We start from the raw sequence: 24,031 nt of genomic DNA on the forward strand, positions 1-24,031 counted from the left end.
AAGCTCCTACCAGCCCTGACGCCGTTGCTCCAGGCGCCGGACGAAGTCCTCCAGCACCCGCCGATAGAGACTCTCGCCCAGCAGGCCGTCTTCGATGCCGGCGTCCAGGTTGGGGTTGTCGTTGACCTCGATGACCACCAGCCGATCACCGTCCTGCTTGAGATCCACCCCATAGAGGCCATCGCCGATCAGGGCGGCGGCCCGCACCGCCAGCTCCACCACCGCGGGAGGTACTGCGGCGATGGCCACCGCCTCGCAGTGCCCTCCGCTACTGCCGGCGTCCGCCTTGTGGTTGTAGATCTGCCAGTGGCCGGCGGACATGAAGTAGCGACAGGCATAGAGCGGCTCGCCGGCGAGCACGCCGATGCGCCAGTCGAATTCGGTGTAGAGGTATTCCTGGGCCAGCAGCAGCACCGAGCGCTCAAACAACTCCGCCGCGGCCTGGCGCAACTCGGCGGCGTCGGCCACCTTGAGCACGCCGCGGGAAAAGCAGCCGTCGGGAATCTTCAGCACCAGCGGATAGCCCAGGCGCCGCCCCACCTCTTCCAGCTCGTGAGGCCGCTCACGATAGAGGATCTCGGTACGCGGCATGCCCAGGCCGTGCTGGGCCAGCAGGTCGCTGAGAAAGACCTTGTTGGTGCAGCGCAGGATGGAGGCGGGATCGTCCAGCACCACCAGTCCTTCGCTCTCGGCCTTGCGGGCGAAGCGATAGGTGTGGTCGTCGACCCGGGTGGTGGCGCGGATGAACAGGGCGTCGTATTCCGCCAGCCGGCCATAGTCCTTGCGCTCGATCAGCTCCACGGCCACCCCCAGGTCGCGCCCGGCGGCGACGAAGCCGGCCAGGGCCGCGGCATTGGATGGAGGCAGCGGTTCTTCCGGATCATGCAGGATGGCCAGGTCGTAGCGCGCCTGGCGCCGCGAGGCCGGTTGCCGCCAGATGCGCCGGTTGAAGGCATCCAGGGCATCGGCGAAGGCGTATTGCTGGGCGTCCTGCAGCCGGTGCAGGGCGCCACTCTTGATCCCGGCGATATGCCAGTGGCGACTGTGGCGCAACTCCACCTGCAGGATCGGACAGGGCAAGGCGTCGAACAGCTGCCTTGCCAGCGCCTGCAGCGGCGCGAAGTCGGTGCGGCCGAAATAGAGGTTGAGGGTGAAGCCCTCGGTGGCACCCAGCGGATGCTCGGCCAGCGCCTGGTCCACCAGGACGTCGAGGTCTTCCAGCAGCAGGCCGTAGAGCGCCTTGCGATTGAGTTCGCTCAGGGTGCGCACCGAGGGGATGACGCGATGGCCACGCGCCTCCGCCAGCAGCGAGCAATAGTAGCCATGCCCCAGATAGCGGTAGTTGCGACAGAGGTTGAGCACCTGGATCCGGCCGCCACCGGCGGAGAGACGACGGTCTTCCAGGTACTCCTGGGCGGTGATGATGCTTTCGCTGGGCAGGTAGTCCGACCAGTCTTCCTTGCGCTCGACGATGATCAGCAGGGTGCTGCTGGCCGGCAGGTGCAGCACGGGTTCGGGACGGGGAACGGGGGTGGCGACGGGCAGGCGGGCTTGGATCGCGACCATGATGCGGACGGGGCTCTTGCGGAAGGGGTGTCCAGCAATACGCCTTCCGCCGACAGCTGTCCCGCGCCGTTACGCAGGCTTTATGCCCTGGCGGTGGAGTTGACCGAGACTTTGCACCGGGCACGCCGTTCGGCGGTTGGCTAAGCTTGACGGACGTCCTGCCCCGGAGTCCTCATGAAGTCCCGTCAGTTGCTGCCGATTGTCCTGCTGTGTCCCCTCCTCGCCCAGGCCAGCCTGCGCTGCGGCCAGAGTCTCGTCGAAGAAGGCGACAGCGTCGAGCAGGTCCTCGCCGCCTGCGGCACCCCGGCCGAGCGCAAGATCAATCCGCCGGCGCTACGCAACAACAACGTGCCCACATTCAATGCCGCCGAGACCCAGTTCTGGACCTATGCCCCGGCGAACGGCGCCTCGCGCTACCTCACGTTCATCGACGGCAAACTGGTGGAGATCAGGGTCGAGCGTTAGTGGGAAGCCTCCCTCACCCCAGCCCTCTTCCGGAGGGAGCGGGGGAAAAGCAGCAGCTTAGGCGTAGGTTGGGTTGAGCGCAGCGAAGCCCAACAGTTGCCAGGCGAGCCTCTCTCTCGGTTAGCAGGCAAGAGCCTCCCTCACCCCAGCCCTCTCCCGGAGGGAGAGGGGGAAAAGCAGCGGCTTCTGCGTAGGTTGGGTTGAGCGCAGCGAAGCCCAACACTTGCCAGGCGAGCCTCGCCATCGCGCAGGCAAAAAAGAACCGCCCGGAGGCGGTTCAAGAGGAGCACGACCTCAGGGTCGTGGTTAGAACTTGGCTTCTAGGTCCAGCTGCAGGGTCTTGACGTCGGCGTCGCGGCGGAAGCGGCTGGCGGTATCGGACTCGGCGAGGAAGTAGGTCAGGCCGACGCCGAAGTTCTTGTCGATGTCGTAGCCGAGCTTGAGCTTGTGGCCACGGGCGCCGGTCGAGCCGTTGCCGAAGTCGGAGTCGGTGAAGGCGCCCACCACGGCGTTGCGCTGGACATCGCGATAGTTGTATTCCAGTCCGACCCGCTGCATCAGCTTGGTCTTGGCGCCCACCAGCCAGGCGGTGTCCTCGCCGTCGTCGGCCTTGTCGTTGACCACGTACTGGCCGTAGAAGGACAAAGGCACCCACAGCTTGGTCAGGTCCAGCTGGGCGAAGCCCTCGTAGAGCTGGAAGCGGTCGGTGGTGTTGCCATTGACCGCCAGGGCGCAGGGCGAGGTGACCGAGCCGGTGGTCGGGCAGGTGCTGTCCTGGTCCTTGTCGTAGGCGTAGACGCTGCCACCGACCATCAGCTTGGCGGCATCGCCCAGGTTGAAGCGGCTGCCCAGCTGGCCGGCGTAGAGGCGCAGGTCATGCCTGAACTCGTAGCCCTCGCCGTCGACGTTGTCCTTGAGCACGTAATAGCCGGTGCTGCCGAACAGCTCGGCGCCGCCGCCCAGGTCGTACTTGTAGGTGCCGGCCAGGCCTTCGGGATTGATGTCGGCGTCCCAGATGACGTCACCGGTGCTGACCCACTGCTGGCCCATCTTGCCGCCCACCAGGTGCAGATTCGGCATCGCCGTCGGGTGGTAGTCGATGTAGGCCTGATCCAGCCAGAGCTGCTTCTTGTTGAAGTAGCCGTTGAGGTCCTGGTTGGTGGAGCGGGCATCGTCGCCGCCGCCGGTGGCGATGCGGATGCCGGTGTCCACCTGCGGATTGATCTCGCTGTAGGCGCCCAGTCGCGCCCGGATGCGCTGGCGGTCGCGGTCGCGACCGTTGTCCGGCTCGCCGCTGATGTCGATGCTCTCGTGGCGCACCCGCACGTCGCCCTTGATCTGGGTCTTGGCGGCCCAGGCCAGTTTCTTCTCGAAGTCGGAGGTCTTCTGCTGCTGGGCGACCTGGGCGGCGCGCGCCTGCTGCTCCTGCTGCAGGTCGCCGCGCAGTTCGCTGTACTGGGCGGGGGTGATGGAGCCGTTGGCCTTGAGCATGTCGAGCAGCTTCTCATCGACAGCGGCACTCGCGGCGGCCGAGCAGGTGGCCAGGAGCACGCCCGAGAACAGCGCCGTGAATCGATAAGGGTTAACAGACATCGGCAGATCTCCTTTCAAGACAATCCAGGGGTGGTGGCTGGCAATGCAGCCCGTCACGAAGCTGGGTCAGTCTCGACAGAAGAGATGTCGTTTTGTCTTCAATAAAGTAAAACTTTTAATACAAGCCTTTGAAATTAAATGAAAATTTCACGTTAACGCCATGCGTTTCGAGCTCGGGAAAAGTCTTTTTCGGACGTGAAGACAATTTTCTCCGCCGAGAAACCAGGCGACCGCCCTGCCCCACCCCTTTCCGCTCGCCCATGAAAAAGGCCACTCCGGGGAGTGGCCTTGCCGAGAGCCGGCGAAAGCGTCAGCCGAAGCGACCGGTGATGTAGTCCTCGGTCTGCTTCTTGTCCGGCTTGGTGAAGATCTTGTCGGTCTTGTCCACTTCGATCAGCTCGCCCAGGTACATGAAGGCGGTGACGTCGGAGCAGCGCGCCGCCTGCTGCATGTTGTGGGTGACGATGACCACGGTGAACTCCTGCTTGAGTTCAGCCAGCAGCTGTTCGATGCGCGCGGTGGAGATGGGGTCCAGGGCCGAGGTCGGCTCGTCCAGCAGCAGCACCCGCGGACGCAGGGCGATGGTGCGGGCGATGCACAGGCGCTGCTGCTGACCGCCAGAGAGACCCAGGGCGCTCTGGTTGAGCTTGTCCTTGACCTCGTCCCACAGCGCCGCGCCGCGCAGGGCCTGCTCGACGCGATCCTGCAACTCCACGCGGGACAGCCGCTCGTGGTGGCGGATGCCGTAGGCGACGTTGTCGGCGATCGACATCGGGAAGGGCACCGGCTTCTGGAACACCATGCCGATGGTGCTGCGCAGGCGGCTCAGCGAGTACTTGGGATCGAGGATGTTCTCCCCGTCCATGAGGATCTCGCCGGTCGCTTCCAGCCCCGGGTATTCCGAGTAGATGCGGTTGAAGATGCGCAGCAGCGTGGACTTGCCGCATCCGGACGGGCCGATGATGGCGGTGATCTGCTTGGCCGCGATGTCCAGGTTGATCGACTTGAGCGCCTGGTGGCCCTTGTAACGGAAGCCGACGTCGCGCGCCTGCAGTTCCGGTATCTGCGTCTGCATGGTAGTCACTTGGAATCCCGGTTACGAAAGAAGAAGCGAGAGGAGAGGTTCAGGAGCAGCACGAACAGCGTCAGCAGCAGGGCGCCGGCCCAGGCCAGGTGCTGCCAGTTCTCGAACGGACTCATGGCGAACTGGAAGATGGTCACCGGCACGGTGGCCATGGGCTTGAGCACGTCGGCGTTCCAGTACTGGTTGCCGAAGGCGGTGAACAGCAGCGGTGCGGTCTCACCGGTGATGCGGGCGATGGACAGCAACACCCCGGTCACCACGCCGGCGCGGGAGGCGCGCAGCAGGATCTGCAAGGTCACCTTCCACTGGGGGATGCCCAGGGCCAGGGCCGCTTCGCGCATGGCCGGCGGCTGCAGCTGCATCATCTCGTCGGTGGTACGGGTCACCACCGGCACCACCAGCATGGCCAGCGCCAGGGAGCCGGCGAACCCGGAGAAGCCGAGGCTGCCGCCGGAGTACTGGTTCAGCGTCACCACCACGGCGGTGTAGATGAACAGGCCGATGACGATGGACGGCGCCGACAACAGGATGTCGTTGACGAAACGCACCACCAGACCGAGCTTGGAGTGGCGGGCGTATTCGGCCAGCCAGAGGCCGGCGAGGATGCCGATGGGCGCGCCGATGGCGGTGGCCAGCAGGGTGATCAGCACGCTGCCGAACAGGGCGTTGGCCAGACCGCCGTCGGCGGCGCCGGGCGGCGGCGTCATCTCGACGAAGAGGGCCGGGCTCAGGGCGCTGACGCCCTTGATCAGGGTGGTGCCGAGGATCCAGGCCAGGAAACCCAGGCCGAGCACGGCGGCGGCGCTGCCAAAGATCAGCGCGATGCCGTTCTTGATCCGCCGCTTGCGATAGAGATAGGCGTCGATGTGCATCAATTACCTGCCTTGCGCGACAGTTGCGTCAGCATCAGCCGTGCCGCCAGCAGCACGAAGAAGGTCACCACGAACAGCAAAAAGCCAAGGGCGATCAGCGAAGAGCGGTGCAGATCGGTGTAGGCCTCGTTGAATTCGTTGGCGATCACCGAGGCGATGGAGCTGCTCGGCATCATCAGCGAAAGGGAGAACTGGTGGGCGTTGCCCAGCACGAAGGTCACCGCCATGGTCTCGCCCAGGGCGCGACCCAGACCGAGAAAGGCGCCGCCGACCACCGCCGAGCGGGTGTAGGGCAGCACGATGTCCCAGCAGACTTCCCAGGTGGTGGAACCCAGGGCGTAGGCCGATTCCTTGAGCTGGGCCGGCACGCTGCGGAACACCTCGTACATCACCGAGGTGATGAAGGGCAGGATCATGATCGCCAGGATGATGCCGGCGGTCAGCATGCCGATGCCCAGCGGCGGGCCCTGGAACAGCACCCCGATCACCGGGATGGCGCCGAGGTAGTCGTTGATGAAGGGCGAGATATAGGCGGCCATGAAGGGGCCGAAGACGAACAGGCCCCACATGCCGTAGATGATCGAGGGAATGCCCGCCAGCAGTTCGACCGCGGTGGCCACCGGGCCGCGCAGCCAGGGCGGCGCGATCTCCGAGAGGAACAGGGCGATGCCGAAGGCGGTGGGCACGGCCAGCAGCAGGGCGATGAAGGAAGTCATCAGGGTGCCGTAGATGGGCACCAGGGCGCCGAACTTCTCGGCGCCGACATCCCATTCGGCCGAGGTGATGAAGTCCAGGCCAAAGGTCATGAAGGCGTGGCGACCGCCCCAGAGGGTGGACGCGGCGGCGCCGACCAGTACCAGCAGTACCAGCAGCGCGGCGGAAAACAGGAGCCGGCGGAACCAGACATCGGCACGGGTATCCCGGCGGATGCGCTGTTCCTGAACGGCGGAGAGGGGCAGGGTCTGGTCGGTCATGGAGCTTTCCGTCTACCTGGAAGGACGCGCGAAACCGCCTGGACCCCAGGGGATCCAGGCGGCGGGACAGTCGTGCTTACTTCTTGAAGTCGGACGCCCAGTAGCCTTCGATCTGCTTGACCAGGGTGTCCGGGACCGGGACGTAATCCAGGGCCGCGGCATCCTTCTGGCCATGCTCAAGGGACCACTTGAAGAAGTCGAAGGCGACCTTGCTGCGCTCTTCGTTCTTGGGTTCCTTGTACATCACGATCCAGGTGGTGGCGGTGATCGGCCAGGCATCGGCGCCCGGGGCGTTGGTCATCAGCAGGTTGAAGTCCTTGGCGCTCTTCCAGTCGGCGGTGGCGGCGGCGGCCTGGAAGCTCTTGGCTTCGGGCTGCACGAAGTTGCCGGCGGCGTTCTTCAGCTGCACGTGGGTCATCTTGTTGGTCAGCGCATAGGCGTACTCGACGTAGCCGATGGAGCCCTTGATCTGCTTCACGTAGGCGGCGATACCCTCGTTACCCTTGCCACCCACACCGACCGGCCAGTTGACGGTGGTGCCGAAGTTGAACTTCTCCTTCCACTCCGGGCTGACCTTGGCCAGGTAGTTGGTGAAGTTGTAGGAGGTGCCGGAGCCGTCGGAACGACGCACCACGGTGATGGCGCCCTCAGGCAGCTTCAGGCCGGGGTTCAGCGCGGCGATGGCCGGGTCGTTCCAGGTCTTGATCTCGCCCATGAAGATCTTGGCCATGGTCGGACCGTCGAGCTTCAGCTTGCCGGGTTCGATGCCTTCCACGTTGATCACCGGCACGATGCCGCCAATGATGGTGGGGAACTGGCCCAGACCGCCCTTCTGCAGGTCGTCGGTGCTCATGGGCGCGTCGGTGGCGCCGAAGTCCACGGTGCCGGCCTTGATCTGGGCGATGCCGCCGCCGGAGCCGATGGACTGGTAGTTGATCCGGTTGCCAGTCTTCTCGCTGAAGCCTTGCGACCACTTCGACAGAACGGGGAAGACGAAGCTCGAGCCGGCGCCCGTGACATCCACGGCGTGAGCGGCGGTGCTCAGGCAAAAGGCCGACAACAACAGAGAGAGGCTGAACGTGCGTTTCATGGTGGCTCCATTACCTAGTGAGGGCTGGCGCTAGGCTATTGCCGAAATGTGACAATTAAGTGTCAGCGGCATGACGAAACGGGGACGGCAGAGCGCCATCATTAAGGGCGGTGGCGACAGCGCAAGCGCCGACGAGCAGCGGTGTCCGCGCCCGGGTCTCGGACGAGACCGCTACGAGCGATCCGTCGAGCGCGGCGGATAACAAAGGGGCCGCGAGTGCCCCGGCCCGTTATCACAGGCGACCTCTGACGGTCGCCAGACGACACTCCCACCGGGCACCCGCGCTCCGCTCGCGCCTCCTCTCGGCAGCCTGTGCCGAAGCGAAAATCCAGCTGCGCCGGGCCTTGCAGGTCCTTTTGCGGCTATGCCTGGTCGCCACGGCAGCAGAAATTTAGCCAAGGCTATATATATTAGAACTATCTACAAGATAGACTTTCTCTATCCGGATGGGTAAGGTGGCGGCCTCTTTGGGGAGTAGCCTGCTTCCACCGCGGTGGAAAGCGTCCTGATCAACATACTCGGCAACCGCCGTGGTCAGGACAGCCAGTCAGGGTTGGCGAGACCAGAGGCATCACCGCGCCATGCCGGGCGTGCGGGGGTGCCTTGTGGATCGAGCCCGGCCGGCGCTGTCACGATGAACCCCGCTTCCCTGATGTTCCTGGCCTTCGCCATGTCCACCGATGCCTTTGCCGCCGCCGTCGGCAAGGGTGCCAGCCTGCACAAGCCCTGCCTGCGCGAAGCCTTGCGTACCGGCGCCATCTTTGGCGTCATCGAAGCCATCACCCCGGTGATCGGCTGGGCCGTCGGCCTCACCGCCGCCCAGTACGTCCAGCCCTGGGATCACTGGATCGCCTTCACCCTGCTCACCGTGCTCGGCCTGCGCATGATCTGGGCCGGCTTCGGCGCGCCCGAGGCCGAAGCGGAAAAGCCCCGCCAGCATTCCTTCATGCTGCTCGCCCTGACCGCCGTGGCCACCAGCATCGATGCCCTCGCCGTGGGCGTGGGCCTGGCCTTCATCGACGTCAACATCATTACCGCCGCCCTGGCCATCGGCCTCGCCACCATGATCATGGTCACCACCGGGGTGATGCTGGGCCGGGTGATGGGCAACCTGGTCGGCAAGCGCGCAGAGATGCTCGGTGGCGTGGTGCTGATCGTGATCGGCGCGGCCATCCTCCATGAACACCTGGCCGCCGTTGCCAGCTGATGGCCCGGCCCTGGCGTAGCGCCCTCCTCGTCCTGGCCGCCCTGCTGCTGGCAGCCTTGGGCTTTCTCGCCTGGCAGCGCTTCTGGCCGGCCCAGGCTGCCCCTGGCTGGCGCTACGAAGTGGCCCATGCCGACATCGCCAAGGCCAGTGCCCTGGCCTGGCAGGGCGATGCCCTGCTCACCGCGGAAGAACTCAAGGACGGCAAGGGCCGCCTGCTGCGTATCGATGCCGAGGGCCGGCGCAGCGTGCTCAGCGAGGGGCTGTACAAGCCCGACGGCCTGGTGCCCTACCAGGACGGCTTCGCCTACAGCCAGGAAGGTGGCACCCATCCCATCCGCTGGTTCGACGCCGCCGGCAGTCGCGATCTCTTCACCGGCATCAACGCCCAGGGCCTCTGGGCCGAAGGCAAGCGGCTCTATGCCGTGGAAGACCGCAAGGGAGCCGGACGGCTGCTGCGCTACGACGCCGCCGATGGCAGCCTGACCGTGCTGCGCGACCATCTGGACGAGGCGGAGTCCTTTACCCGCTGCCCGGACGGCAGTGCCTTCTATACCGAAAAATCCCGCGGCCTGGTGCGCCAGCTGAGCGATGACGGCCGTGATCCGCCGGCGCTGAGCGAGCTGCGCGAGCCGAGCTTTCTGCTCTGCGACCGGCGCGGCCTGTGGATCAGCGAAGACTCCACCCACCGCGCCCGCCTGCTGCTCTGGGATCGCCAGTCGGCCCCGCGCGCCATCCTGACCTTCCTGCGCGCGCCCCAGGCCTTGCTGCCACGGGGCGACGGCTATCTACTGGCCGAAGGCGGTCGCAACCGCATCATCGCCCTCGATCCGCGTTAGCGCATGCGCTTCAAGGTGTCGTCCTTGCGCACCAGGTGATGCCAGAGGGCGGCCAGCACGTGCAGGCCGATCACCCAGTAGAAGGCCTTGCCCAGCCAGAGGTGCACGCCCTTGAGCGTCTTCGCCAGTTCCGGGTCCACCGGGAAGGGCGAAGGCAGCGCCCAGGTGCTGGACGGGATCTTGACCGCGCCGATGGTCAGCCAGACGGTGAACAGCCCGAGCAGCGGCTGGGCCAGCAGGAAGGCATAGAGCGCATAGTGGGTCAGCCGGCCGAGGGTCTCCAGGCTTCGCGCCAGCGGCGGCGTGATCGGCGGCACCGGATGGCGGTGGCGCACCAGCAGCCGCGGCAAGACCAGCGCCAGGACCAGCAGCCCGACCCAGAAATGACTGAGCGTCACCCACTGGCGCTCCAGCGAGCCCCGCTCGAACTGTCCGCGGTTAAGGATCAGTACATAGGCCAGCAGTACCAGCAGGGCCATGAGCCAGTGCAGCAGCCGGGCGCTGCGTGCATAGCGGGAGACAGGAGAAGCGGAAGGCATGACGGGATCCTGCGACTGAGGTGAAGAGGCGTCGGCAGTGTAGCGGCGCCCCGGAGCCAAGGGTAAGACGGCCGCGGGACTAGCCGCAGGGCGCCGCCGAGGTATCCAGCAGCAAGGTGCTCAGCTGCTGCGGCGGCTGATGCACGAGGCCGGTGGGCGATTCGCAGACGCGCTGCACGAAATTGTCGCTGAACAGGAGCTTGCCATGGACGAAGTACTCGTCGGGGCGGCGATTGGGATTGTCGATGCGGGTCCCCAGGCGCTCCGCCAGCCAGCTGCCGGCCTCGTAGTGGCTGATCCAGCGCTCACCCTGCAGCTCGGCCAGGGGTTGGGGCGGTGCGTCCCGCGCCACCACGATCACCGGTACGTCGCTGACCTCGGGCACCAGGTCGTTATGGCCCCAGTGACCGCCCTCCCCTAGCCGCTGGCCGTGATCGCCGGTGATGATCAGATAGCGCTCGCCGTCCAGGCGGTCGAAGTCGGCGAGGATCTCGGCGAGCAGGCCGTCGAGATAGTGCAGGGAATTGTCATAGGCGTTGGCCTGGCCCTCGGTCCCGCTATCCGGCCAGGGCGCCGGGGTGCTCTCGTGCCGGTAGTTCTGCGCATAGGGCAGGTGCGCGGTGCGCAGGTTGAGCACCACGAAGTTGCGCGGCGCCCACTGCTGCTCGTCGAGGATCTCCAGCAGGGCGCGATCCTGGCGCTGCAGGAAGCGCAATGGATGGTCCTCGCGGGTGATGGCGACGTCCAGGTGGCGACTGCCCAGGTGCGCCAGCAACTTGGATTCCTGGGAGGACAGCCAGTGGGTGCGAAAGCCGGCGGCCTGGGCGAAGCGGAACAGATTGATCTCGCCACTGCGCAGGCGTCCGTCCTGGCCCGGTTCGCGGATCGGATTGAGCAGGTAGGGCAGGCTCACGTCGGTGGCCACCCCTGCCGCCACCCCCGGCCGGATCAGCGTCTGGGGATTGCCCGCCAGATAGGCCGACAACCTAGGGGTGGTATTGCGCGCATAGCCAAAGGCCCCCAGGCGGTCGCTGCGCAGGGAATCGGCCACCACCAGCCAGACGTGTCGCGCACTGCTGGGCACCTGGGCCAGTCCATAGGGCGCATAGGCGGTGGGCGGCAGGACGACATCGTCACGCCCGGCCAGGCGCACCGCCCAGGCGGAAAAGGCGTTGAGGCTGTTGTGCAGCCCGCTGCGCGCGGGACTCGGCACGAAGGCATCGAGATTGCGGTAGGTGGCGCGATAGGGTTTGGACAGCAGCACCGCGGCGATCAGGATCAGCGCCCAGCGACTGGCCGGCAGCGGTATCCGGCCTGGCAACTGGAGATGCAGGGCGATCAGCAGTCCATAGGGCAGTCCCACGCACAGCAGCACCGTCCAGTGTTCGGGCAGACTGAGCCACAGCGTCTGGCGCACTTCGGCGGTATCGCCCAGCAGGGCCTGGATGTCGATGGCGCTGAGTGGTTCGCCGAAGAAGCTCAGGTTGCCCAGCTGCAGCAGCTGCATCAGCGCGAACCCCAGCAGGATGACCGCCGCCAGGCGCGGCAGATTGCTCAGCCAGAGCGCCAGGCTGAACACCCAGAGCGCGGCCACATAGCCCGCCTCCAGCTCGGCGCGGTTGTTTGCCGTGAAGCCTTGCTGCAGGAAATCGTCGGCCAGCAACAGCAGGCAACTCAGACTGCTCAGCAGCAGCAGATTGCGCCAGGGCCGCCAGCCCGAGGCGCGGGGACGGGAGAAGGCTGCGAGCAGCATCAGGGTGCCCTGCGCATGCGCGAGGGACGGCAAAGGCAAGCGGGCATGGCGGGCTCCAGCGACGGGAAGCCGCTACCCTGAGGGGCGAACCTTAATGAAGTCTTAGCGACTCATGCGCGGTAACAGATGACCAAAGGGTCAGACGCAAGCCGACCGGCTTGACCCTGAAGTCACTTCAGGCTTCAGGATGGTCAGAGAAGGGCCCGTGCCCACTGCTTCCTCAATGCTCCGGAGACCTGTAGATGAGTGGCTCCACCTCTCACCACGACCACGACCACGACCACGACCACGACCACGATCATCAGCATGGCCACGACCATGGCCATGGTCATTCCCACGCCCCGCGGGTGACCGCCGCCAACGAGCGCAAGCTCAAGCTGGTCTTCGTCCTGACCTTTGGCTACGCCATCGTCCAGGCCGTGGGCGGCTGGTGGTCCGGCTCCCTGGCGCTGATCGCCGATTCCGGCCATATGGTCTCGGACGCCGCGGCCCTGCTGCTGGCGCTGGTGGCCTACCGGGTGGCGGCCAAGGCGGCCAATGCGCGCTTCACCTATGGCTTCCACCGGGTGCGCATCCTCGCCGCCCTGACCAATGGCGTCGCCCTGCTGCTGCTGGTCCTGTGGATCGGCTGGGAAGCCATCATGCGGCTGCGCGAGCCCACCGAGGTGCTGTCCGGCCCGATGCTGGTGGTGGCGGTGATCGGCCTGGTGGTCAATATCGTCGGCTTCGTGGTGCTCAACAGCGGGCACAAGGACGACAGCAACCTGCGCGGTGCCCTGCTGCATGTGGCCGGCGACCTGCTGGGCTCGGTGGGCGCCATCGTCGCCGCCCTGGGCATCCTCTGGACCGGCTGGACCTGGCTGGACCCGGCGCTGTCGATCCTGGTCGCCCTGCTGATCGTCAAATCGGCCTGGACCCTGGTGCGCGATGCAGGCGCGGTGCTCTTGCAGGCCGCGCCGCGGGAATTCGACACGGCCGGTGCCACGGCGGCGGTCCGCGCCCTGCCGGAGGTGGCCGAGGTGGGCCATCTGCACGTCTGGACGCTGACCGATGAAACCCGCATCGCCACCCTGCACATCACCCCGGCGCCGGGCAGCGATCCCCTGCGCCTGCCGACCCTGGTGGGCGAGCTGCTGCGCAGTCGCCATGGCCTGCAGCACGTGACGGTACAGGTGGATCCGCCCGGCACCCTCGACGGGCACTGCGCCTAGTAGCGCGGGGAAGACTCATCCAGCGGGCGGCGGCGACCGGTCAGCATCGACAGCGGCAGGTTGTCGCCCACCCTCAGGCTTTCCACCACGGCGGCCACGGCATGCAGGCAGACCAGCGCCAGCAGGCCGTTGGCGAAGCAGGCGTGCAGGTCTCCGGGCCAGTCGGCGCCCCAGAGGGCATCCACCTCGCGCATGAGGAAGCCGGTGACGCCCAGGCCGCCGATGGCGGCCATCATCAGCAGCATCACCAGGGCACCCAGCGGCGAATGGCCGAGGCGATGATGGGGCCGCCCCTGGCAGAGATCACGCAGCTGGGCGCCCAGTCGGGCGCGGGTCGGCCAGCAGTCGCTCCAGCGCGCGCTGCGCGGGCCGACGAAACCCCAGACCAGGCGTACCAGCAGCCAGGCACTGGCGTAGTAGCCGATCCAGCGGTGCCAGAAGGCGCCCTTCTCGTTGAAGAAATAGTTGGCGAAGAAGGCGGCGGCGACCGACAGGTGGAACAGCCGTACCAGGGGATCCCAGAGCCGCACGGTCGCCGTCTTCATCAGCTGTCGATCTCGCTCTTGACCGCCTTGCCGCTCACCGGGTCGTGATAGATCTCGACCTTGCGCCGGTCCTTGTCGAAGCCATAGATCTCGTAGCAGTTGCCCTTGGTGATCTTGAACTTCTTGATCTCGTAACCCTGGTCGCGCAGCTGCGCCTGGAATTTCTCGGCGTCCTGCCAGGTGGACTTGTCCGCCTGGGTGCACTGGGGTTCGGCGGCGAGGGCCAGGGGACTTGCGAACCGCAACGGCAGCAACAGGCGGCGCATGGCGACACTCCTCGTGATTGGAGTGGCCAGACTCGACGGCGAAGCTTAATGCAGTCTTAGGATGCAACGCCCGGTAACAGTTGCCCCTGCCGCTGCGCCAGGACGCCAGCGATGATGGCGGCCTGACGGCATTGCAGAACGAGGAGCACGGCCGTGCGGGTACTGCTGGTGGAAGACGATGCGGCCCTGGCCCAGGGCATCCGCATGGCCCTGCGCGGCGAGGGCTATACCCTGGACTGGGTGGCCGACGGCCTGGCCGCCGAGCATGCCCTGGCCGCCGAGCGCTTCGACCTGGTGCTGCTCGACCTGGGCCTGCCGCGCCTCGACGGCCTCGACCTGCTGCGCCGCCTGCGCAGCCAGCCGGACGGCCAGGTGCCGGTGCTGGTGCTCACCTCCCGCGACGCCAAGGCCGATCGCATCCAGGGCCTGGATGCCGGCGCCGACGACTACCTGGTCAAGCCCTGCGACCTGGACGAACTCAAGGCGCGCCTGCGCGCCCTGATCCGCCGCAGCTGTGGCCGCGCGCAACCGCTGCTGGAGCACGCCGGCATCAGCCTCGATCCGGCCAGCCAGGTGGTGCACTACCGCGGCGCCGAGGTGGTGGTGACGCCCATGGAATACCAGCTGCTGCACCAGCTGCTGCTGCGACCGGGCGCCGTCATCACCCGCGAGCGCCTGAGCAACGCCCTCTATGGCTGGCAGGAAGCCGCTTCGGGCAACACCCTGGAAGTGCTCATCCACAACCTGCGCAAGAAACTCGACAGCGGCCTGATCCGTACCGTGCGCGGGGTGGGCTATCTGCTGGAGCGTCAGCCATGATCGCCATCCGGACCCGCATCCTCGCCCCCACCCTGGCCCTGGTGCTGGCCGGCAGTCTGGCCCTCGCGCTGCTGGCGCTGCGCGACAGCCATCGCGAGATCGAGGGCATCTACGACGCCCAGCTGGTCCAGGGCGCGCGCCTGCTGGAAGGCCTGCTGCAGGCCGGCACGCCGGCGGCAGCCAGCTGGCCGGCGCTGATCCGGGTGTTCGATCGCGCCATGCAACCCGTTCCCGGCAGCGTGCCGGCGCACCCCTACGAGAATCAGCTGACCTTCCAGATCTGGACCGCCGACGGCCGGCTGCTGGCCCGTTCCGGTAATGCACCGCAGCTGGCCGAGGTGCCGCCGGAGGGCCTGCACGAGGTGTTCGAGAACGGGCGCGAATGGTGCGGGATGCTGGTGCGCACCGCCGAGGGCGGCCTGCGCATCTGGGTCGGCGAGCGCGAAGACCTGCGCCAGGACCTGATCCAGCGCATCGTCAGCCATACCCTCTGGCCGACCCTGGTGGGCCTGCCGCTGCTGGTCGGGGTGCTCTGGCTGCTGCTGGGCTGGGGGCTGCGACCGCTGCAGGATTTCGCCCGCGGACTGCGCGAGCGCGATCCGCACAGCCTGGCGCCGCTGCCGGCCGGTCCGCTGCCGCCGGAGTTGCAACCCATGCGCGGCGCCCTGGATCACCAGCTCGCCCAGTTGCGCGCCCTGCTCGATCGCGAGCGGCGCTTCATCGCCGACGCCGCCCACGAATTGCGTACGCCGCTGGCGATCCTCGATCTGCATGCGCAGAACGCCCAGCGCGCCGAGACGGCCGCGGAGCGCGACGAAGCCCTGGGCTATCTGCGCCAGGGCGTCAGCCGGGCCACCCGCCTGGCCAGCCAGTTGCTGACCCTGGCGCGGCTGGAACCCGGCGCCACCCAGGTCCAGCCGCTGGCGCTGGAACCCCTGGTCCGGGAAGAACTGGCGGAATTGACGCCGCTGGCGCTCAGGCAGCAGGTGGAGCTGGTGCTGGCGGCCCAGGCCGGACCGCCGGTGCTGGGCGATCCGGACGCCATCGCCATCGCCCTGCAGAATCTGGTGACCAATGCCCTGGCCTTCGCCCCCGCCGGCAGCACGGTGGAAGTCGGCATCGAGGCCAGCCAGGACCAGGGCGTGCTGCTGCGGGTGGAGGATCGCGGCCCCGGGGTGGACGAAGCCGAGCTAGCGCGGCTGTGCGATCGCTTCTACAGCGCCGGCAACCCCCAGGGCGCCGGGCTGGGGCTGGCCATCGTCGAGACCATCACCCGCCGCCTGGGCGGTGCCCTGAGCTTCAGCAATAGGGCGCGGGGCGGCTTTTGCGTGGAGTTGCGCCTGCCGCGCGCGGGCTAGGTTCAAACAGCTAGGCCTGCTGGCAGCCGCGCGCCACGACCGGGCGCTCCGGGCGGGTCAGGCGCAGGCCGAGGCCCATCAGCACCACCACGCCCACCGCCATCAGCAGCCAGGCGTTGGCCAGGCTGTCCAGGTAGTCGCGCAGGATGCCGGCGGCCAGCGGCGCCAGGCTGGCGATCAGATAGCCACCGCCCTGGACGAAACCGAGCAGCGCGCCGGCGTCGGCGGGATCGCGCACCTGGTCCATCGCCAGGATCAGCGACAGCGGAAACAGTGCGCCGATGCCCAGGCCGAGCAGGATGGCGGTCGGCACCGCCAATGGCAGCGGCGCCAGCGCCAGGCACAGCAGCCCCACCAGCACCACGCCGAGTACCCCCAACACCAGCGGCCGGCGGTTGCGCAGGCGGGCGATGGTCGCCGACAGCAGGAGGCCGGCGCTGACCTCGGCGAGACTCACGCCGCCCAGCAGCAGGCCGCTGTCGGCCGGTGGCCAGCCGAGGCCGGTGTAGTACGGCGGCAGCCACGCCAGCACCAGGGTGTAGGCGGCGGTACCGATGCCGAAGAAGGCCAGCAGCAGCCAGGCCTGGCGCTGCCGCCAGGGTTGCGCGCGGGGTGCCGCGTGCTGCACCGGCGCGTCCGGACGGGCCAGGGCCAGCCAGACGCCGAGCGCCAGCAGCACCGGCAGGGTCCAGAGCGCCAGGCCCTGGGCCCAGCCCCACTGCTCGGCCAGGGGCGCGGCGGTCGCCGCCGCCACGGCCGCGCCACCCATGATGCCGGTGGTGTAGAGACCCATCAGGGTGCTGGTGCGCTGCGGATGGCAGCGGCGGATGTAGGCGGGGATCAGCGCCTGCACCAGGGCAATGCCGACCCCGCCCAGACCGGCGGTGAGGATCAGCCCCAGGCCGCCCGGTTCTTTCCAGCGCAGCGCATTGGCCAGGGCCAGCAGCAGCAGGCCGAGGGCGATGCCACGGCGCTCGCCGAGCCAGGCCTGCAGGCGGGCGCCGCCCAGGGCGCAGAGACCCATGGCGGCGATGGGCAGGGTGGTCAGCGCCCCGGCGCCGCTGCCCTCCAGACCGGTGGCCGCCTGGATGTTATCCAGCAGCGGACCGATGGCCGCCAGGATGGGTCTGAGATTCACGCCGACCAGCAGCACCAGCAACACGGCGAGGAAGGCGTCCTGGCGTGGTGCGGCCATGGTCGGGGATGATGATGACGCGGAAAGCATGGACAATCTCCAGCACGACTCGGTATTTCTCTTGATGAGAAGTATCTTAACATCAAGATATATTCCTGAGGTAAGCCGATGGCCGATCGCGCCGAATTCGCCGTGGATCAGTGGCACCGCGAGCGCCCCGACCTGGATGCCCTGCCCATGCGCCTGGTGGGTCGCCTGGGCGAGATGGCCCAGGTGCTCAATCGCGATGTCCTGCAGCCCTTCTTCGACGAACACCGGCTGCACTATGGCGAATTCGACGTCCTGGCGACCCTGAGGCGCGCCGGCGAGCCCTATGCCCTGAGTCCGACCGTGCTCTATGAATCGGCCATGATCTCCTCGGGCGGCATGACCAATCGCCTCGACCGCCTGGAGCGTGCCGGCCTGATCGAGCGACGCAGGAATCCCGAGGATCGCCGCAGTACCCTGGTGGCCCTCAGCGCGAACGGCTTCGCCCTGATCGATGGCCTGATGGCCGCCCACGTGGACAACGAGCGCCGCGCCCTGGCCACCCTCAGCGAGGCCGAGCAGCGGCAGCTCGATGCCCTGCTGGGCAAATGGCTGGCCGGCCGCGCGCCGTCCTGACGCCATGCTCATCGACTTCAGCTCGTGCAATGGCCTCCACGCCGTGGCCCAGGACTTCGCCCATGGCGACCGGGTGCCGCCCCATAGCCATCGCCAGGCGCAGCTGATCCATGCCCTCTGCGGCGTGGTCATCGTCAACACCGCCCAGGGTCGCTGGGTGGTGCCGCCCGGGCGGGGGGTCTGGGTACCCGCCGGCGAAGAGCACGATCTGCACCTGCTGGGCCGCGTCGAGGTGCGCACCCTGTTCGTCGATCCGCGGGTACGGGCCGAGCTGCCGACGCGCTGCCAGCTGATCGCCGTCTCGCCGCTGCTGCGGGAACTCATCCTGGCCGCCCTGCCCCTGCCCGCCGATCGACCGGCCGAAGGGCGCGCCCGCTATATCCTGCAGCTGATGCTCGACGAGTTGCAGGGCTCGCCCACCGCCGGACTGCACCTGCCCTGGCCGGTGGATGCCACGCTCGCCGAACTCTGCCGCCACCTGCGCCAGCACCCGGGCGAGCGCTGGACGCTGACCCGCGCCGCCGCGCGGCTGGCGGTCAGCGAGCGCACCCTGAGCCGGCTGTTCCTCAAGGAGACCGGCCTGACCTTCGGCCAGTGGCTGCAGCGGGCGCGGCTGGATTCCAGCCTGACCTCCCTGGCCGCCGGCCACCCCATCGTCGACGTCGCCCTGGACCACGGCTATGCCAGCCCCAGTGCCTTCGCCACCCGCTTCCGCCAGGTGCTGGGAGTGTCGCCCTCGGCCTATCGCGGCCAGGCGGGCTTGCCCGAAGAGGTCAGCCCCGCCGCGCCCTGAGCCCCAGCTCGGCCGGATCGACGAGCCCCAGGGCCGCGCCCTGCCCGGCATTGGCGGCCAGGGCCAGGCGACCGCCATAGGGATGGCGCGGATGGATGGTCAGCTGGTTGCAGGCCTCCACCACGCTGGCCACCTCTTCCAGGCGCGAGAAGTCGATCCCCGGCGTGATCCCCTGGCTGTAGAGATTCAGCGCCAGGGTCACCAGGTCGACGTTGCCGGTGCGCTCGCCATTGCCGAACAGACAGCCCTCCACCCGCGTGGCCCCGGCCAGCTGGGCCAGTTCGGCGCAGGCGACGCCGGTGCCCCGGTCGTTGTGCGGATGGACGCTGATGGTCACGTGGGGCGCCGCACCCAGGCCGCGGATGAAGCCCTCGATCTGATCGGCGTAGACATTGGGCGTGGCCACTTCCACCGTCGCCGGCAGATTGAGGATCAACGGGCGCTCCGCCGAGGGCTGCCAGGCCTCGCGCACCGCCTGGCAGATCTCCAGGACGAAGTCCGCCTCGGTGAAGCAGAAGGTCTCGGGCGAATACTGATAGGTCCAGGCGGTCTCCGGCTGGGCGTCGCACAGGGCGCGCACGCGCTGGGTACCGGCGACCGCCATGGCCAGGGTGGCGGCGCGATCCTGGTCGAACACCACCCGGCGAAACAGCGGCGCGGTGGCGTTGTAGAGATGCACGATGGCACGGGGCGCCCCGACCAGGGCCGCGAAGGTGCGCTCGATCAACTCGCTGCGCGCCGGCGTCATCACCTGCAGCCAGAGATCGTCCGGCAGCCCGTCCGCGGTGACCAGTTCGCGCACAAAGGCGAAATCGGTCTTGGACGCCGCCGGAAAGGCCACCTCGATTTCCCGGTAACCCACGGCCAGCAGCAGGGCGAAGAAGCGCCGCTTGCGCTCCAGCCCCATGGGCTCGATCAGGGCCTGGTTGCCATCGCGCAGGTCGGTTGAGCACCAGCGCGGTGCCTGGGTCAGCTGGCGACTCGGCCATTGGCGATCGGGCAAGGCCGGCGCGGCGAAGGCGGGGTACTTGGTCTGGGGTTGCTTGAGCATAAGGGACTCCAGGACTGGACCCCGGAGTCTGACCGTCCCGCCGCTTCGCTGCGCTCGCGAGCAGGACAGGTCCCTGCGCGATCCGGACAGCGGCGGGCGAAAAAAAGCCGCCGGGGGAAGACCCGGCGGCTGTGGGTGCCTCGGCAGGGTGACGATCAGTCCACCGAGATGCGCTCCAGCGGCACCGGCTTGAGTCGCGGCGTGAGCACATGGATAACCACGATGGCCACCAGGTAGGCACTGCCGGCGACGATGAAGATCGGCTGGTAGGACTTGAAGATCTCCAGGATGTAGCCGTTGTAGGTGGTCATCAGCATGCCGCCGATGGCGCCGGCGGTACCGCCGATGCCGATCACCGAGGCCACGGCTTCCTTGGGGAAGAGGTCCGACGGCAGGGTCATCAGGTTGGCCGACCAGGCCTGGTGGGCCGCGGCGGCGAGGCCGATGATGCCGACCACCAGCCACAGGCTGGAGACGAACTGGGCGGTGACGATGGGCACGACCGCCAGGGCGCAGAGCAGCATGGTGGTCTTGCGCGCCAGGTTGGCGCTGCGGCCGAGCTTCATCTGCTTGGACGAGCCCCAGCCGCCCATCACCGAACCGATGTCGGCGAGGATATAGATGGCGATCAGCGGCGGACCGAAGGATTTCAGATTCAGGCCGTAGGTCTTGCCGAGGAAGTCCGGCAGCCAGAACAGGTACAGCCACCAGATCGGATCGGTGAGGAACTTGCCGGCGGCATAGGCCCAGGTCTCGCGGAAGGTCAGCAGCTTGAACCAGGAGATCTTGGTCGGGGCGGTCGGGGTGGCCGACACCGGGGAGCCATCGTCGGCCTGGATGTAGGCCAGCTCTTCACGACTCACCTTGGGGTGCTCGTGGGGGCGGCGATAGATCAGCAGCCAGGCGATCAGCCACAGGGCGGTGACGATGCCGATGGAGATGAAGGCCGCGCGCCAGCCCCAGGCCAGGGTGATGGCCGGAACCAGCAAAGGTGTGATGATCGGGCCCATGGCGGTGCCGGCGTTGAACAGCCCGGTGGCCTGGGCGCGCTCCTTTTGCGGAAACCATTCCGACACCGCCTTGAGGCTGGCCGGGAAGCTGCCGGACTCGCCGAAGCCGAGGGTGAAGCGCACCAGCACGAAGTGGGTGACGGTATGGGCGATGCCGTGACCGATGCTGGCGATGGTCCAGATGGTGAAGGCCAGAGCGTAGCCGATGCGCACCCCGACCTTGTCGATGATGCGGCCAAAGGTCAGGAAGCCGATGGCGTAGGCGCACTGGAACCAGAACACGATCTTGGCGTAGTCGGTCTCCGTCCAGCCCAGGTCCGCCTGCAGCGTGGGCTTGAGGATGCCGATCATCTGGCGGTCGATGTAGTTGATGCCGATGGCGATGAACAGCAGGGCGCAGATCAGCCAGCGGTAGCGGGTGATGCGGGAGGCTTGTTGGGTAGCGGCGACGGGCGGGACCTGCGGCCGCAGGGCGGACTCCGTCTCGGGAGTGACCTGGATAGTCATCGAATAGGCTTCCTGACTTGTTGTTATTGACCGGCGTGAACCGGGGTCGTTGGAAAGCTGTTACCAGATATTCATATGACATCGTATGAGTGACTTTCCAAGGTGTCAATCCACCCAAAGCAGAGTGGTCAGACAACGCTCCAGAGGCTAGACCTGGCTACCGGAGCAGGCGCGCGCGCCCCGGTGAAGGATCCCGCCTCGCGCCGAAACGACGCCGTGAAGAATCTGTGACGCGCCTGGCACTTTCCCAGCCCGGACCGTCTAATGCCGGTCTTTGAAGCGAAGCCGTCGCCTCATCCTTCTCGCCGAGCCTGCCGTGCCTGTCGCCGACACCCCTTCCCTGCTGGCGCGCCTTGCCGAGCTGGAGCAGCGCAATCAGCAGCTGCGCCAGCATCTCGACGCCCGCGCCGCACTCCCCGAAAGCCCCGTCGCCCTGGCCAGCGAGCGTTACCAGTTCCTGTTCAACGCCATGGACGAAGGCTTCTGCATCATCGAATTCATCGACGGCCCCCATGGACCGCTGAGCGACTACGTCCATGTCGAGGCGAATCCGGCCTATACCGCCCATGCCGGCATTGCCAACATTGTCGGCAAGAAGCTGCGCGAGGTGGTCGGCGACGAGGCCCAGGCCTGGCTCGATCGCTATGGCCACGTGCTGCGCACCGGCGAAGCCATCCGCTTCGAGCAGGAACTGGTAGCCACCGGGCGCTACCTGGAGCTGACCGCCTTTCGCATCGAGCCGGCCAGCCGCCGCCAGGTCGCCGTGCTGTTCCAGGACATCACCCCACGCAAGCGCGCCGAAATCGCCTTGCGGCAACTCAACGAAACCCTCGAAGAACGGGTGCAGGCCGCCCTGGCCGCCAACCGCATCCTGGCCAATGTGGTGGACGGCTCCGCGGCCCTGATCCAGGTGGTGGATTTCGACTTTCGCTGGCTGGCGATCAACGGCTCCGGCGCCGATGTCTTCGAACGCGTATTGGGTGTCCGCCCCCACATCGGCGGCTCCATGAGCGAGAACCTAAAGCGGCGTCCCGAGTTGTACGAGGTGATCATCCCGCTGTGGCAGCGTGCCTTCGCGGGTGAGACCTTCCGCGAGATCGTCTCGGTGGACGAGGCCTCGACGCAGCGCCATTACGAGCTGCAGTTCAGCCCCCTGCACGATGCCGAAGGCCGCTGTATCGGCGCCTATGAGTTCGCCTACGACGTCACCGAGCGCCTCAACGAGCAGGAACGCATCCGGCTGATGGAAGAAGCGCTGCGCCAGTCGCAGAAGATGGAAGCCGTCGGCCAGCTCACCGGCGGCATCGCCCATGACTTCAACAACCTGCTGACCGGCATCCTAGGTTCGCTGGAGCTGCTCGACCTGCGCCTGCGCCAGGGCCGCCTGCAGGACCTGGAGCGCTACACCGGCACCGCCCGCAGCGCCGCCCAGCGCGCCGCCGCCCTGACCCACCGGCTGCTGGCCTTTTCCCGCCGCCAGACCCTGGATCCGCAACCGGTGGCCCTGGAGCAACTGGTGATCGGCCTGGAAGACCTGATCCAGCGCAGCATCGGCCCGCAGATCGCCTTGGAGCGCGAAGCCGATCCCCGGCTCTGGCTGACCCACATCGACGGCCTGCAGCTGGAAAACGCCCTGCTCAATCTCTGCCTCAATGCCCGCGACGCCATGCCCGACGGCGGCCGCATCCGTATCGTCCTGAGCAACGAACGCCTCGACGAGGCCCAGGCCGGGTGCCAGGCGCTGCCTCCGGGCGACTACGTGCGCCTGAGCGTGGGCGATACCGGCAGCGGCATGAGCGCCGAGGTGCTCGACAGGGCCTTCGATCCCTTCTTCACCACCAAGCCGCTGGGTCAGGGCACCGGCCTGGGGCTGTCCATGGTGCACGGCTTCGTGCTGCAGTCGGGTGGCGAGATCCGCATCGACTCCGCGCCCGGCGCCGGCACCCGGGTAAATCTCTATCTGCCGCGCCATCGCCTGGCACCGGTAGCCAGCGCCCCGGTCTATCCCGAGCTCGAACCCAGCCGGCCCGGCCAGGGCGAGACCATCCTGGTGGTGGACGACGAACCGACCATCCGCACCCTGCTGGTGGATGCCATGCTCGCCCAGGGCTACCAGGTGCTGGAGGCGGCCGATGCCGCCACTGCCCTGGCCCTGCTCGCGCCTGATACCCACCTGGATCTGCTGGTGACCGACGTCGGCCTGCCCGGGGCGCTCAATGGCCGCCAGCTGGCCGATGCCCTGCGCAGGCTGCGGCCGCAGTTGCCGGTGCTGTTCATCACCGGCTATGCCGAGGCCAATGTCATCGGCGACGGCGATCTCGACACCGGCATGCGGATCCTGACCAAGCCCTTCACCCTGGATACGCTGGAGCGACGGATCCAGGCGATGCTGCAGCCGTCCTGAGCTGCGGCCGGGCAACAGGTGGTAGCTCTTTGCTATCATCGGCCATCCGCGTCGCTACCCGTGCCCTCGCCCATGGACAAGCTCTCCCTGCTGCACCTCCTGCTGATCTTTACCGCCATCGCCTGCATGGCCCTGCTGGCCACGCTGATTCGCTGAGCGGCGTTAAGGCAGCCATAAGCCGGGCGGTGGCAAGCTCTCCTCCATGCCGACAAGGCATCGTAGAAGCTGACATCTGCGCTTTTAGCCCGGGAGGATCCCGGGCTTTTTTTCGCGTCGACAAAATGCGCAGC

General features: G+C 67.4%; 22 protein-coding genes and 1 riboswitch. Of the genes, 9 read left to right on the plus strand and 13 right to left on the minus strand.

Annotated features, from left to right (window positions below):
- Positions 1 to 6: 6 nt before the first annotated feature.
- Complete coding sequence (locus FHR73_RS18000) at positions 7 to 1,566, minus strand: RimK family protein (RefSeq protein WP_260175744.1); 1,560 nt, start codon at positions 1,564 to 1,566, stop codon at positions 7 to 9.
- Between the two features lie 174 nt (positions 1,567 to 1,740).
- On the opposite strand from FHR73_RS18000, the gene FHR73_RS18005 reads away from it, so the two are divergent.
- A complete protein-coding gene (locus tag FHR73_RS18005) occupies positions 1,741 to 2,031 on the plus strand; it encodes a DUF2845 domain-containing protein (protein WP_183633062.1) in 291 nt (96 codons plus the stop codon).
- A gap of 306 nt (positions 2,032 to 2,337) precedes the next feature.
- On the opposite strand, the gene FHR73_RS18010 is transcribed toward FHR73_RS18005, so the two are convergent.
- The 5 genes from FHR73_RS18010 to pstS form a co-directional block, all read right to left on the minus strand.
- Positions 2,338 to 3,624: a putative porin gene (locus FHR73_RS18010; RefSeq protein ID WP_183633063.1), complete on the minus strand. Its 1,287-nt coding sequence runs from the start codon at positions 3,622 to 3,624 to the stop codon at positions 2,338 to 2,340.
- Between the two features lie 310 nt (positions 3,625 to 3,934).
- On the minus strand, positions 3,935 to 4,699 hold the full coding sequence (gene pstB / locus FHR73_RS18015) for a phosphate ABC transporter ATP-binding protein PstB (protein ID WP_017638707.1): 765 nt from the start codon (positions 4,697 to 4,699) through the stop codon (positions 3,935 to 3,937).
- A gap of 5 nt (positions 4,700 to 4,704) precedes the next feature.
- On the minus strand, positions 4,705 to 5,580 hold the full coding sequence (gene pstA / locus FHR73_RS18020; RefSeq protein ID WP_183633064.1) for a phosphate ABC transporter permease PstA: 876 nt from the start codon (positions 5,578 to 5,580) through the stop codon (positions 4,705 to 4,707).
- Positions 5,580 to 6,554, minus strand: a complete 975-nt coding sequence (gene pstC / locus FHR73_RS18025) for a phosphate ABC transporter permease subunit PstC (RefSeq protein ID WP_044341613.1) — start codon at positions 6,552 to 6,554, stop codon at positions 5,580 to 5,582. Before pstC ends, pstA begins: the two co-directional genes overlap by 1 nt.
- A 76-nt stretch (positions 6,555 to 6,630) precedes the next feature.
- Positions 6,631 to 7,644, minus strand: coding sequence for a phosphate ABC transporter substrate-binding protein PstS (gene pstS, locus FHR73_RS18030; RefSeq protein WP_044341614.1), 1,014 nt, complete (start codon positions 7,642 to 7,644; stop codon positions 6,631 to 6,633).
- Between the two features lie 462 nt (positions 7,645 to 8,106).
- A riboswitch (yybP-ykoY riboswitch) is annotated at positions 8,107 to 8,273 on the plus strand.
- Between the two features lie 5 nt (positions 8,274 to 8,278).
- Here pstS and mntP point away from each other — a divergent pair.
- The gene (gene mntP, locus FHR73_RS18035; protein WP_183633065.1) at positions 8,279 to 8,851 is read left to right on the plus strand and encodes a manganese efflux pump MntP; all 573 of its coding nucleotides are present in this window, start codon (positions 8,279 to 8,281) and stop codon (positions 8,849 to 8,851) included.
- On the plus strand, positions 8,851 to 9,687 hold the full coding sequence (locus FHR73_RS18040; protein ID WP_183633066.1) for a hypothetical protein: 837 nt from the start codon (positions 8,851 to 8,853) through the stop codon (positions 9,685 to 9,687). Before mntP ends, FHR73_RS18040 begins: the two co-directional genes overlap by 1 nt.
- On the opposite strand, the gene FHR73_RS18045 is transcribed toward FHR73_RS18040, so the two are convergent.
- Entirely contained in the window at positions 9,684 to 10,226 is a 543-nt protein-coding gene (locus FHR73_RS18045) for a cytochrome b (RefSeq protein ID WP_183633067.1), read from the minus strand. The two genes, FHR73_RS18040 and FHR73_RS18045, sit on opposite strands and share 4 nt — an antisense overlap.
- 79 nt (positions 10,227 to 10,305) lie before the next feature.
- Entirely contained in the window at positions 10,306 to 11,979 is a 1,674-nt protein-coding gene (locus tag FHR73_RS18050) for a phosphoethanolamine transferase (RefSeq protein ID WP_183633068.1), read from the minus strand.
- 242 nt (positions 11,980 to 12,221) lie between these two features.
- Here FHR73_RS18050 and FHR73_RS18055 point away from each other — a divergent pair, with 242 nt between their 5' ends.
- Complete coding sequence (locus tag FHR73_RS18055) at positions 12,222 to 13,190, plus strand: cation diffusion facilitator family transporter (RefSeq protein WP_183633069.1); 969 nt, start codon at positions 12,222 to 12,224, stop codon at positions 13,188 to 13,190.
- Here FHR73_RS18055 and FHR73_RS18060 read toward each other — a convergent pair.
- The gene (locus FHR73_RS18060) at positions 13,187 to 13,735 is read right to left on the minus strand and encodes a cytochrome b/b6 domain-containing protein (protein WP_183633070.1); all 549 of its coding nucleotides are present in this window, start codon (positions 13,733 to 13,735) and stop codon (positions 13,187 to 13,189) included. The genes FHR73_RS18055 and FHR73_RS18060 overlap by 4 nt on opposite strands.
- On the minus strand, positions 13,735 to 14,001 hold the full coding sequence (locus tag FHR73_RS18065; RefSeq protein WP_183633071.1) for a PepSY domain-containing protein: 267 nt from the start codon (positions 13,999 to 14,001) through the stop codon (positions 13,735 to 13,737). The genes FHR73_RS18060 and FHR73_RS18065 overlap by 1 nt, the downstream gene beginning before the upstream one ends.
- Before the next feature lie 153 nt (positions 14,002 to 14,154).
- On the opposite strand from FHR73_RS18065, the gene FHR73_RS18070 reads away from it, so the two are divergent.
- Both FHR73_RS18070 and FHR73_RS18075 read left to right on the plus strand, forming a co-directional pair.
- Positions 14,155 to 14,820: a response regulator gene (locus FHR73_RS18070; RefSeq protein ID WP_183633072.1), complete on the plus strand. Its 666-nt coding sequence runs from the start codon at positions 14,155 to 14,157 to the stop codon at positions 14,818 to 14,820.
- Positions 14,817 to 16,178: an ATP-binding protein gene (locus tag FHR73_RS18075; RefSeq protein ID WP_183633073.1), complete on the plus strand. Its 1,362-nt coding sequence runs from the start codon at positions 14,817 to 14,819 to the stop codon at positions 16,176 to 16,178. The genes FHR73_RS18070 and FHR73_RS18075 overlap by 4 nt, the downstream gene beginning before the upstream one ends.
- A 10-nt stretch (positions 16,179 to 16,188) precedes the next feature.
- Here the strand turns inward: FHR73_RS18075 and FHR73_RS18080 are convergent, their stop codons facing one another.
- Positions 16,189 to 17,373, minus strand: coding sequence for an MFS transporter (locus FHR73_RS18080; protein WP_183633353.1), 1,185 nt, complete (start codon positions 17,371 to 17,373; stop codon positions 16,189 to 16,191).
- A gap of 108 nt (positions 17,374 to 17,481) precedes the next feature.
- On the opposite strand from FHR73_RS18080, the gene FHR73_RS18085 reads away from it, so the two are divergent.
- A complete protein-coding gene (locus tag FHR73_RS18085; protein WP_183633074.1) occupies positions 17,482 to 17,976 on the plus strand; it encodes a MarR family winged helix-turn-helix transcriptional regulator in 495 nt (164 codons plus the stop codon).
- A 4-nt stretch (positions 17,977 to 17,980) separates the two neighbouring features.
- Complete coding sequence (locus FHR73_RS18090) at positions 17,981 to 18,769, plus strand: helix-turn-helix transcriptional regulator (RefSeq protein WP_183633075.1); 789 nt, start codon at positions 17,981 to 17,983, stop codon at positions 18,767 to 18,769.
- Here FHR73_RS18090 and FHR73_RS18095 read toward each other — a convergent pair.
- On the minus strand, positions 18,750 to 19,820 hold the full coding sequence (locus tag FHR73_RS18095) for a 2-isopropylmalate synthase (RefSeq protein WP_183633076.1): 1,071 nt from the start codon (positions 19,818 to 19,820) through the stop codon (positions 18,750 to 18,752). The genes FHR73_RS18090 and FHR73_RS18095 overlap by 20 nt on opposite strands.
- A 155-nt stretch (positions 19,821 to 19,975) precedes the next feature.
- Complete coding sequence (locus tag FHR73_RS18100; RefSeq protein ID WP_183633077.1) at positions 19,976 to 21,337, minus strand: MFS transporter; 1,362 nt, start codon at positions 21,335 to 21,337, stop codon at positions 19,976 to 19,978.
- Between the two features lie 316 nt (positions 21,338 to 21,653).
- On the opposite strand from FHR73_RS18100, the gene FHR73_RS18105 reads away from it, so the two are divergent.
- On the plus strand, positions 21,654 to 23,741 hold the full coding sequence (locus tag FHR73_RS18105) for a PAS domain-containing protein (RefSeq protein WP_183633078.1): 2,088 nt from the start codon (positions 21,654 to 21,656) through the stop codon (positions 23,739 to 23,741).
- Positions 23,742 to 24,031 lie beyond the last annotated feature (290 nt).

This window comes from Pseudomonas sp. AS2.8 (assembly GCF_014190935.1).
Lineage (GTDB): Bacteria > Pseudomonadota > Gammaproteobacteria > Pseudomonadales > Pseudomonadaceae > Chryseomonas.

Excerpts from the sequence above, each read along its gene's own strand:
- FHR73_RS18100 (WP_183633077.1), bottom strand. The coding sequence starts at position 21,337 with ATGACTATCCAGGTCACTCCCGAGACGGAGTCCGCCCTGCGGCCGCAG.
- pstS (WP_044341614.1), bottom strand. The coding sequence starts at position 7,644 with ATGAAACGCACGTTCAGCCTCTCTCTGTTGTTGTCGGCCTTTTGCCTG.
- FHR73_RS18040 (WP_183633066.1), top strand. The coding sequence starts at position 8,851 with ATGGCCCGGCCCTGGCGTAGCGCCCTCCTCGTCCTGGCCGCCCTGCTG.
- FHR73_RS18095 (WP_183633076.1), bottom strand. The coding sequence starts at position 19,820 with ATGCTCAAGCAACCCCAGACCAAGTACCCCGCCTTCGCCGCGCCGGCC.
- pstA (WP_183633064.1), bottom strand. The coding sequence starts at position 5,580 with ATGCACATCGACGCCTATCTCTATCGCAAGCGGCGGATCAAGAACGGC.
- FHR73_RS18080 (WP_183633353.1), bottom strand. The coding sequence starts at position 17,373 with ATGGCCGCACCACGCCAGGACGCCTTCCTCGCCGTGTTGCTGGTGCTG.
- FHR73_RS18085 (WP_183633074.1), top strand. The coding sequence starts at position 17,482 with ATGGCCGATCGCGCCGAATTCGCCGTGGATCAGTGGCACCGCGAGCGC.
- FHR73_RS18050 (WP_183633068.1), bottom strand. The coding sequence starts at position 11,979 with ATGCTGCTCGCAGCCTTCTCCCGTCCCCGCGCCTCGGGCTGGCGGCCC.
- FHR73_RS18010 (WP_183633063.1), bottom strand. The coding sequence starts at position 3,624 with ATGTCTGTTAACCCTTATCGATTCACGGCGCTGTTCTCGGGCGTGCTC.
- FHR73_RS18075 (WP_183633073.1), top strand. The coding sequence starts at position 14,817 with ATGATCGCCATCCGGACCCGCATCCTCGCCCCCACCCTGGCCCTGGTG.
- FHR73_RS18005 (WP_183633062.1), top strand. The coding sequence starts at position 1,741 with ATGAAGTCCCGTCAGTTGCTGCCGATTGTCCTGCTGTGTCCCCTCCTC.
- FHR73_RS18090 (WP_183633075.1), top strand. The coding sequence starts at position 17,981 with ATGCTCATCGACTTCAGCTCGTGCAATGGCCTCCACGCCGTGGCCCAG.
- mntP (WP_183633065.1), top strand. The coding sequence starts at position 8,279 with ATGAACCCCGCTTCCCTGATGTTCCTGGCCTTCGCCATGTCCACCGAT.
- FHR73_RS18060 (WP_183633070.1), bottom strand. The coding sequence starts at position 13,735 with ATGAAGACGGCGACCGTGCGGCTCTGGGATCCCCTGGTACGGCTGTTC.
- pstB (WP_017638707.1), bottom strand. The coding sequence starts at position 4,699 with ATGCAGACGCAGATACCGGAACTGCAGGCGCGCGACGTCGGCTTCCGT.
- FHR73_RS18055 (WP_183633069.1), top strand. The coding sequence starts at position 12,222 with ATGAGTGGCTCCACCTCTCACCACGACCACGACCACGACCACGACCAC.
- FHR73_RS18065 (WP_183633071.1), bottom strand. The coding sequence starts at position 14,001 with ATGCGCCGCCTGTTGCTGCCGTTGCGGTTCGCAAGTCCCCTGGCCCTC.
- FHR73_RS18045 (WP_183633067.1), bottom strand. The coding sequence starts at position 10,226 with ATGCCTTCCGCTTCTCCTGTCTCCCGCTATGCACGCAGCGCCCGGCTG.
- FHR73_RS18000 (WP_260175744.1), bottom strand. The coding sequence starts at position 1,566 with ATGGTCGCGATCCAAGCCCGCCTGCCCGTCGCCACCCCCGTTCCCCGT.
- pstC (WP_044341613.1), bottom strand. The coding sequence starts at position 6,554 with ATGACCGACCAGACCCTGCCCCTCTCCGCCGTTCAGGAACAGCGCATC.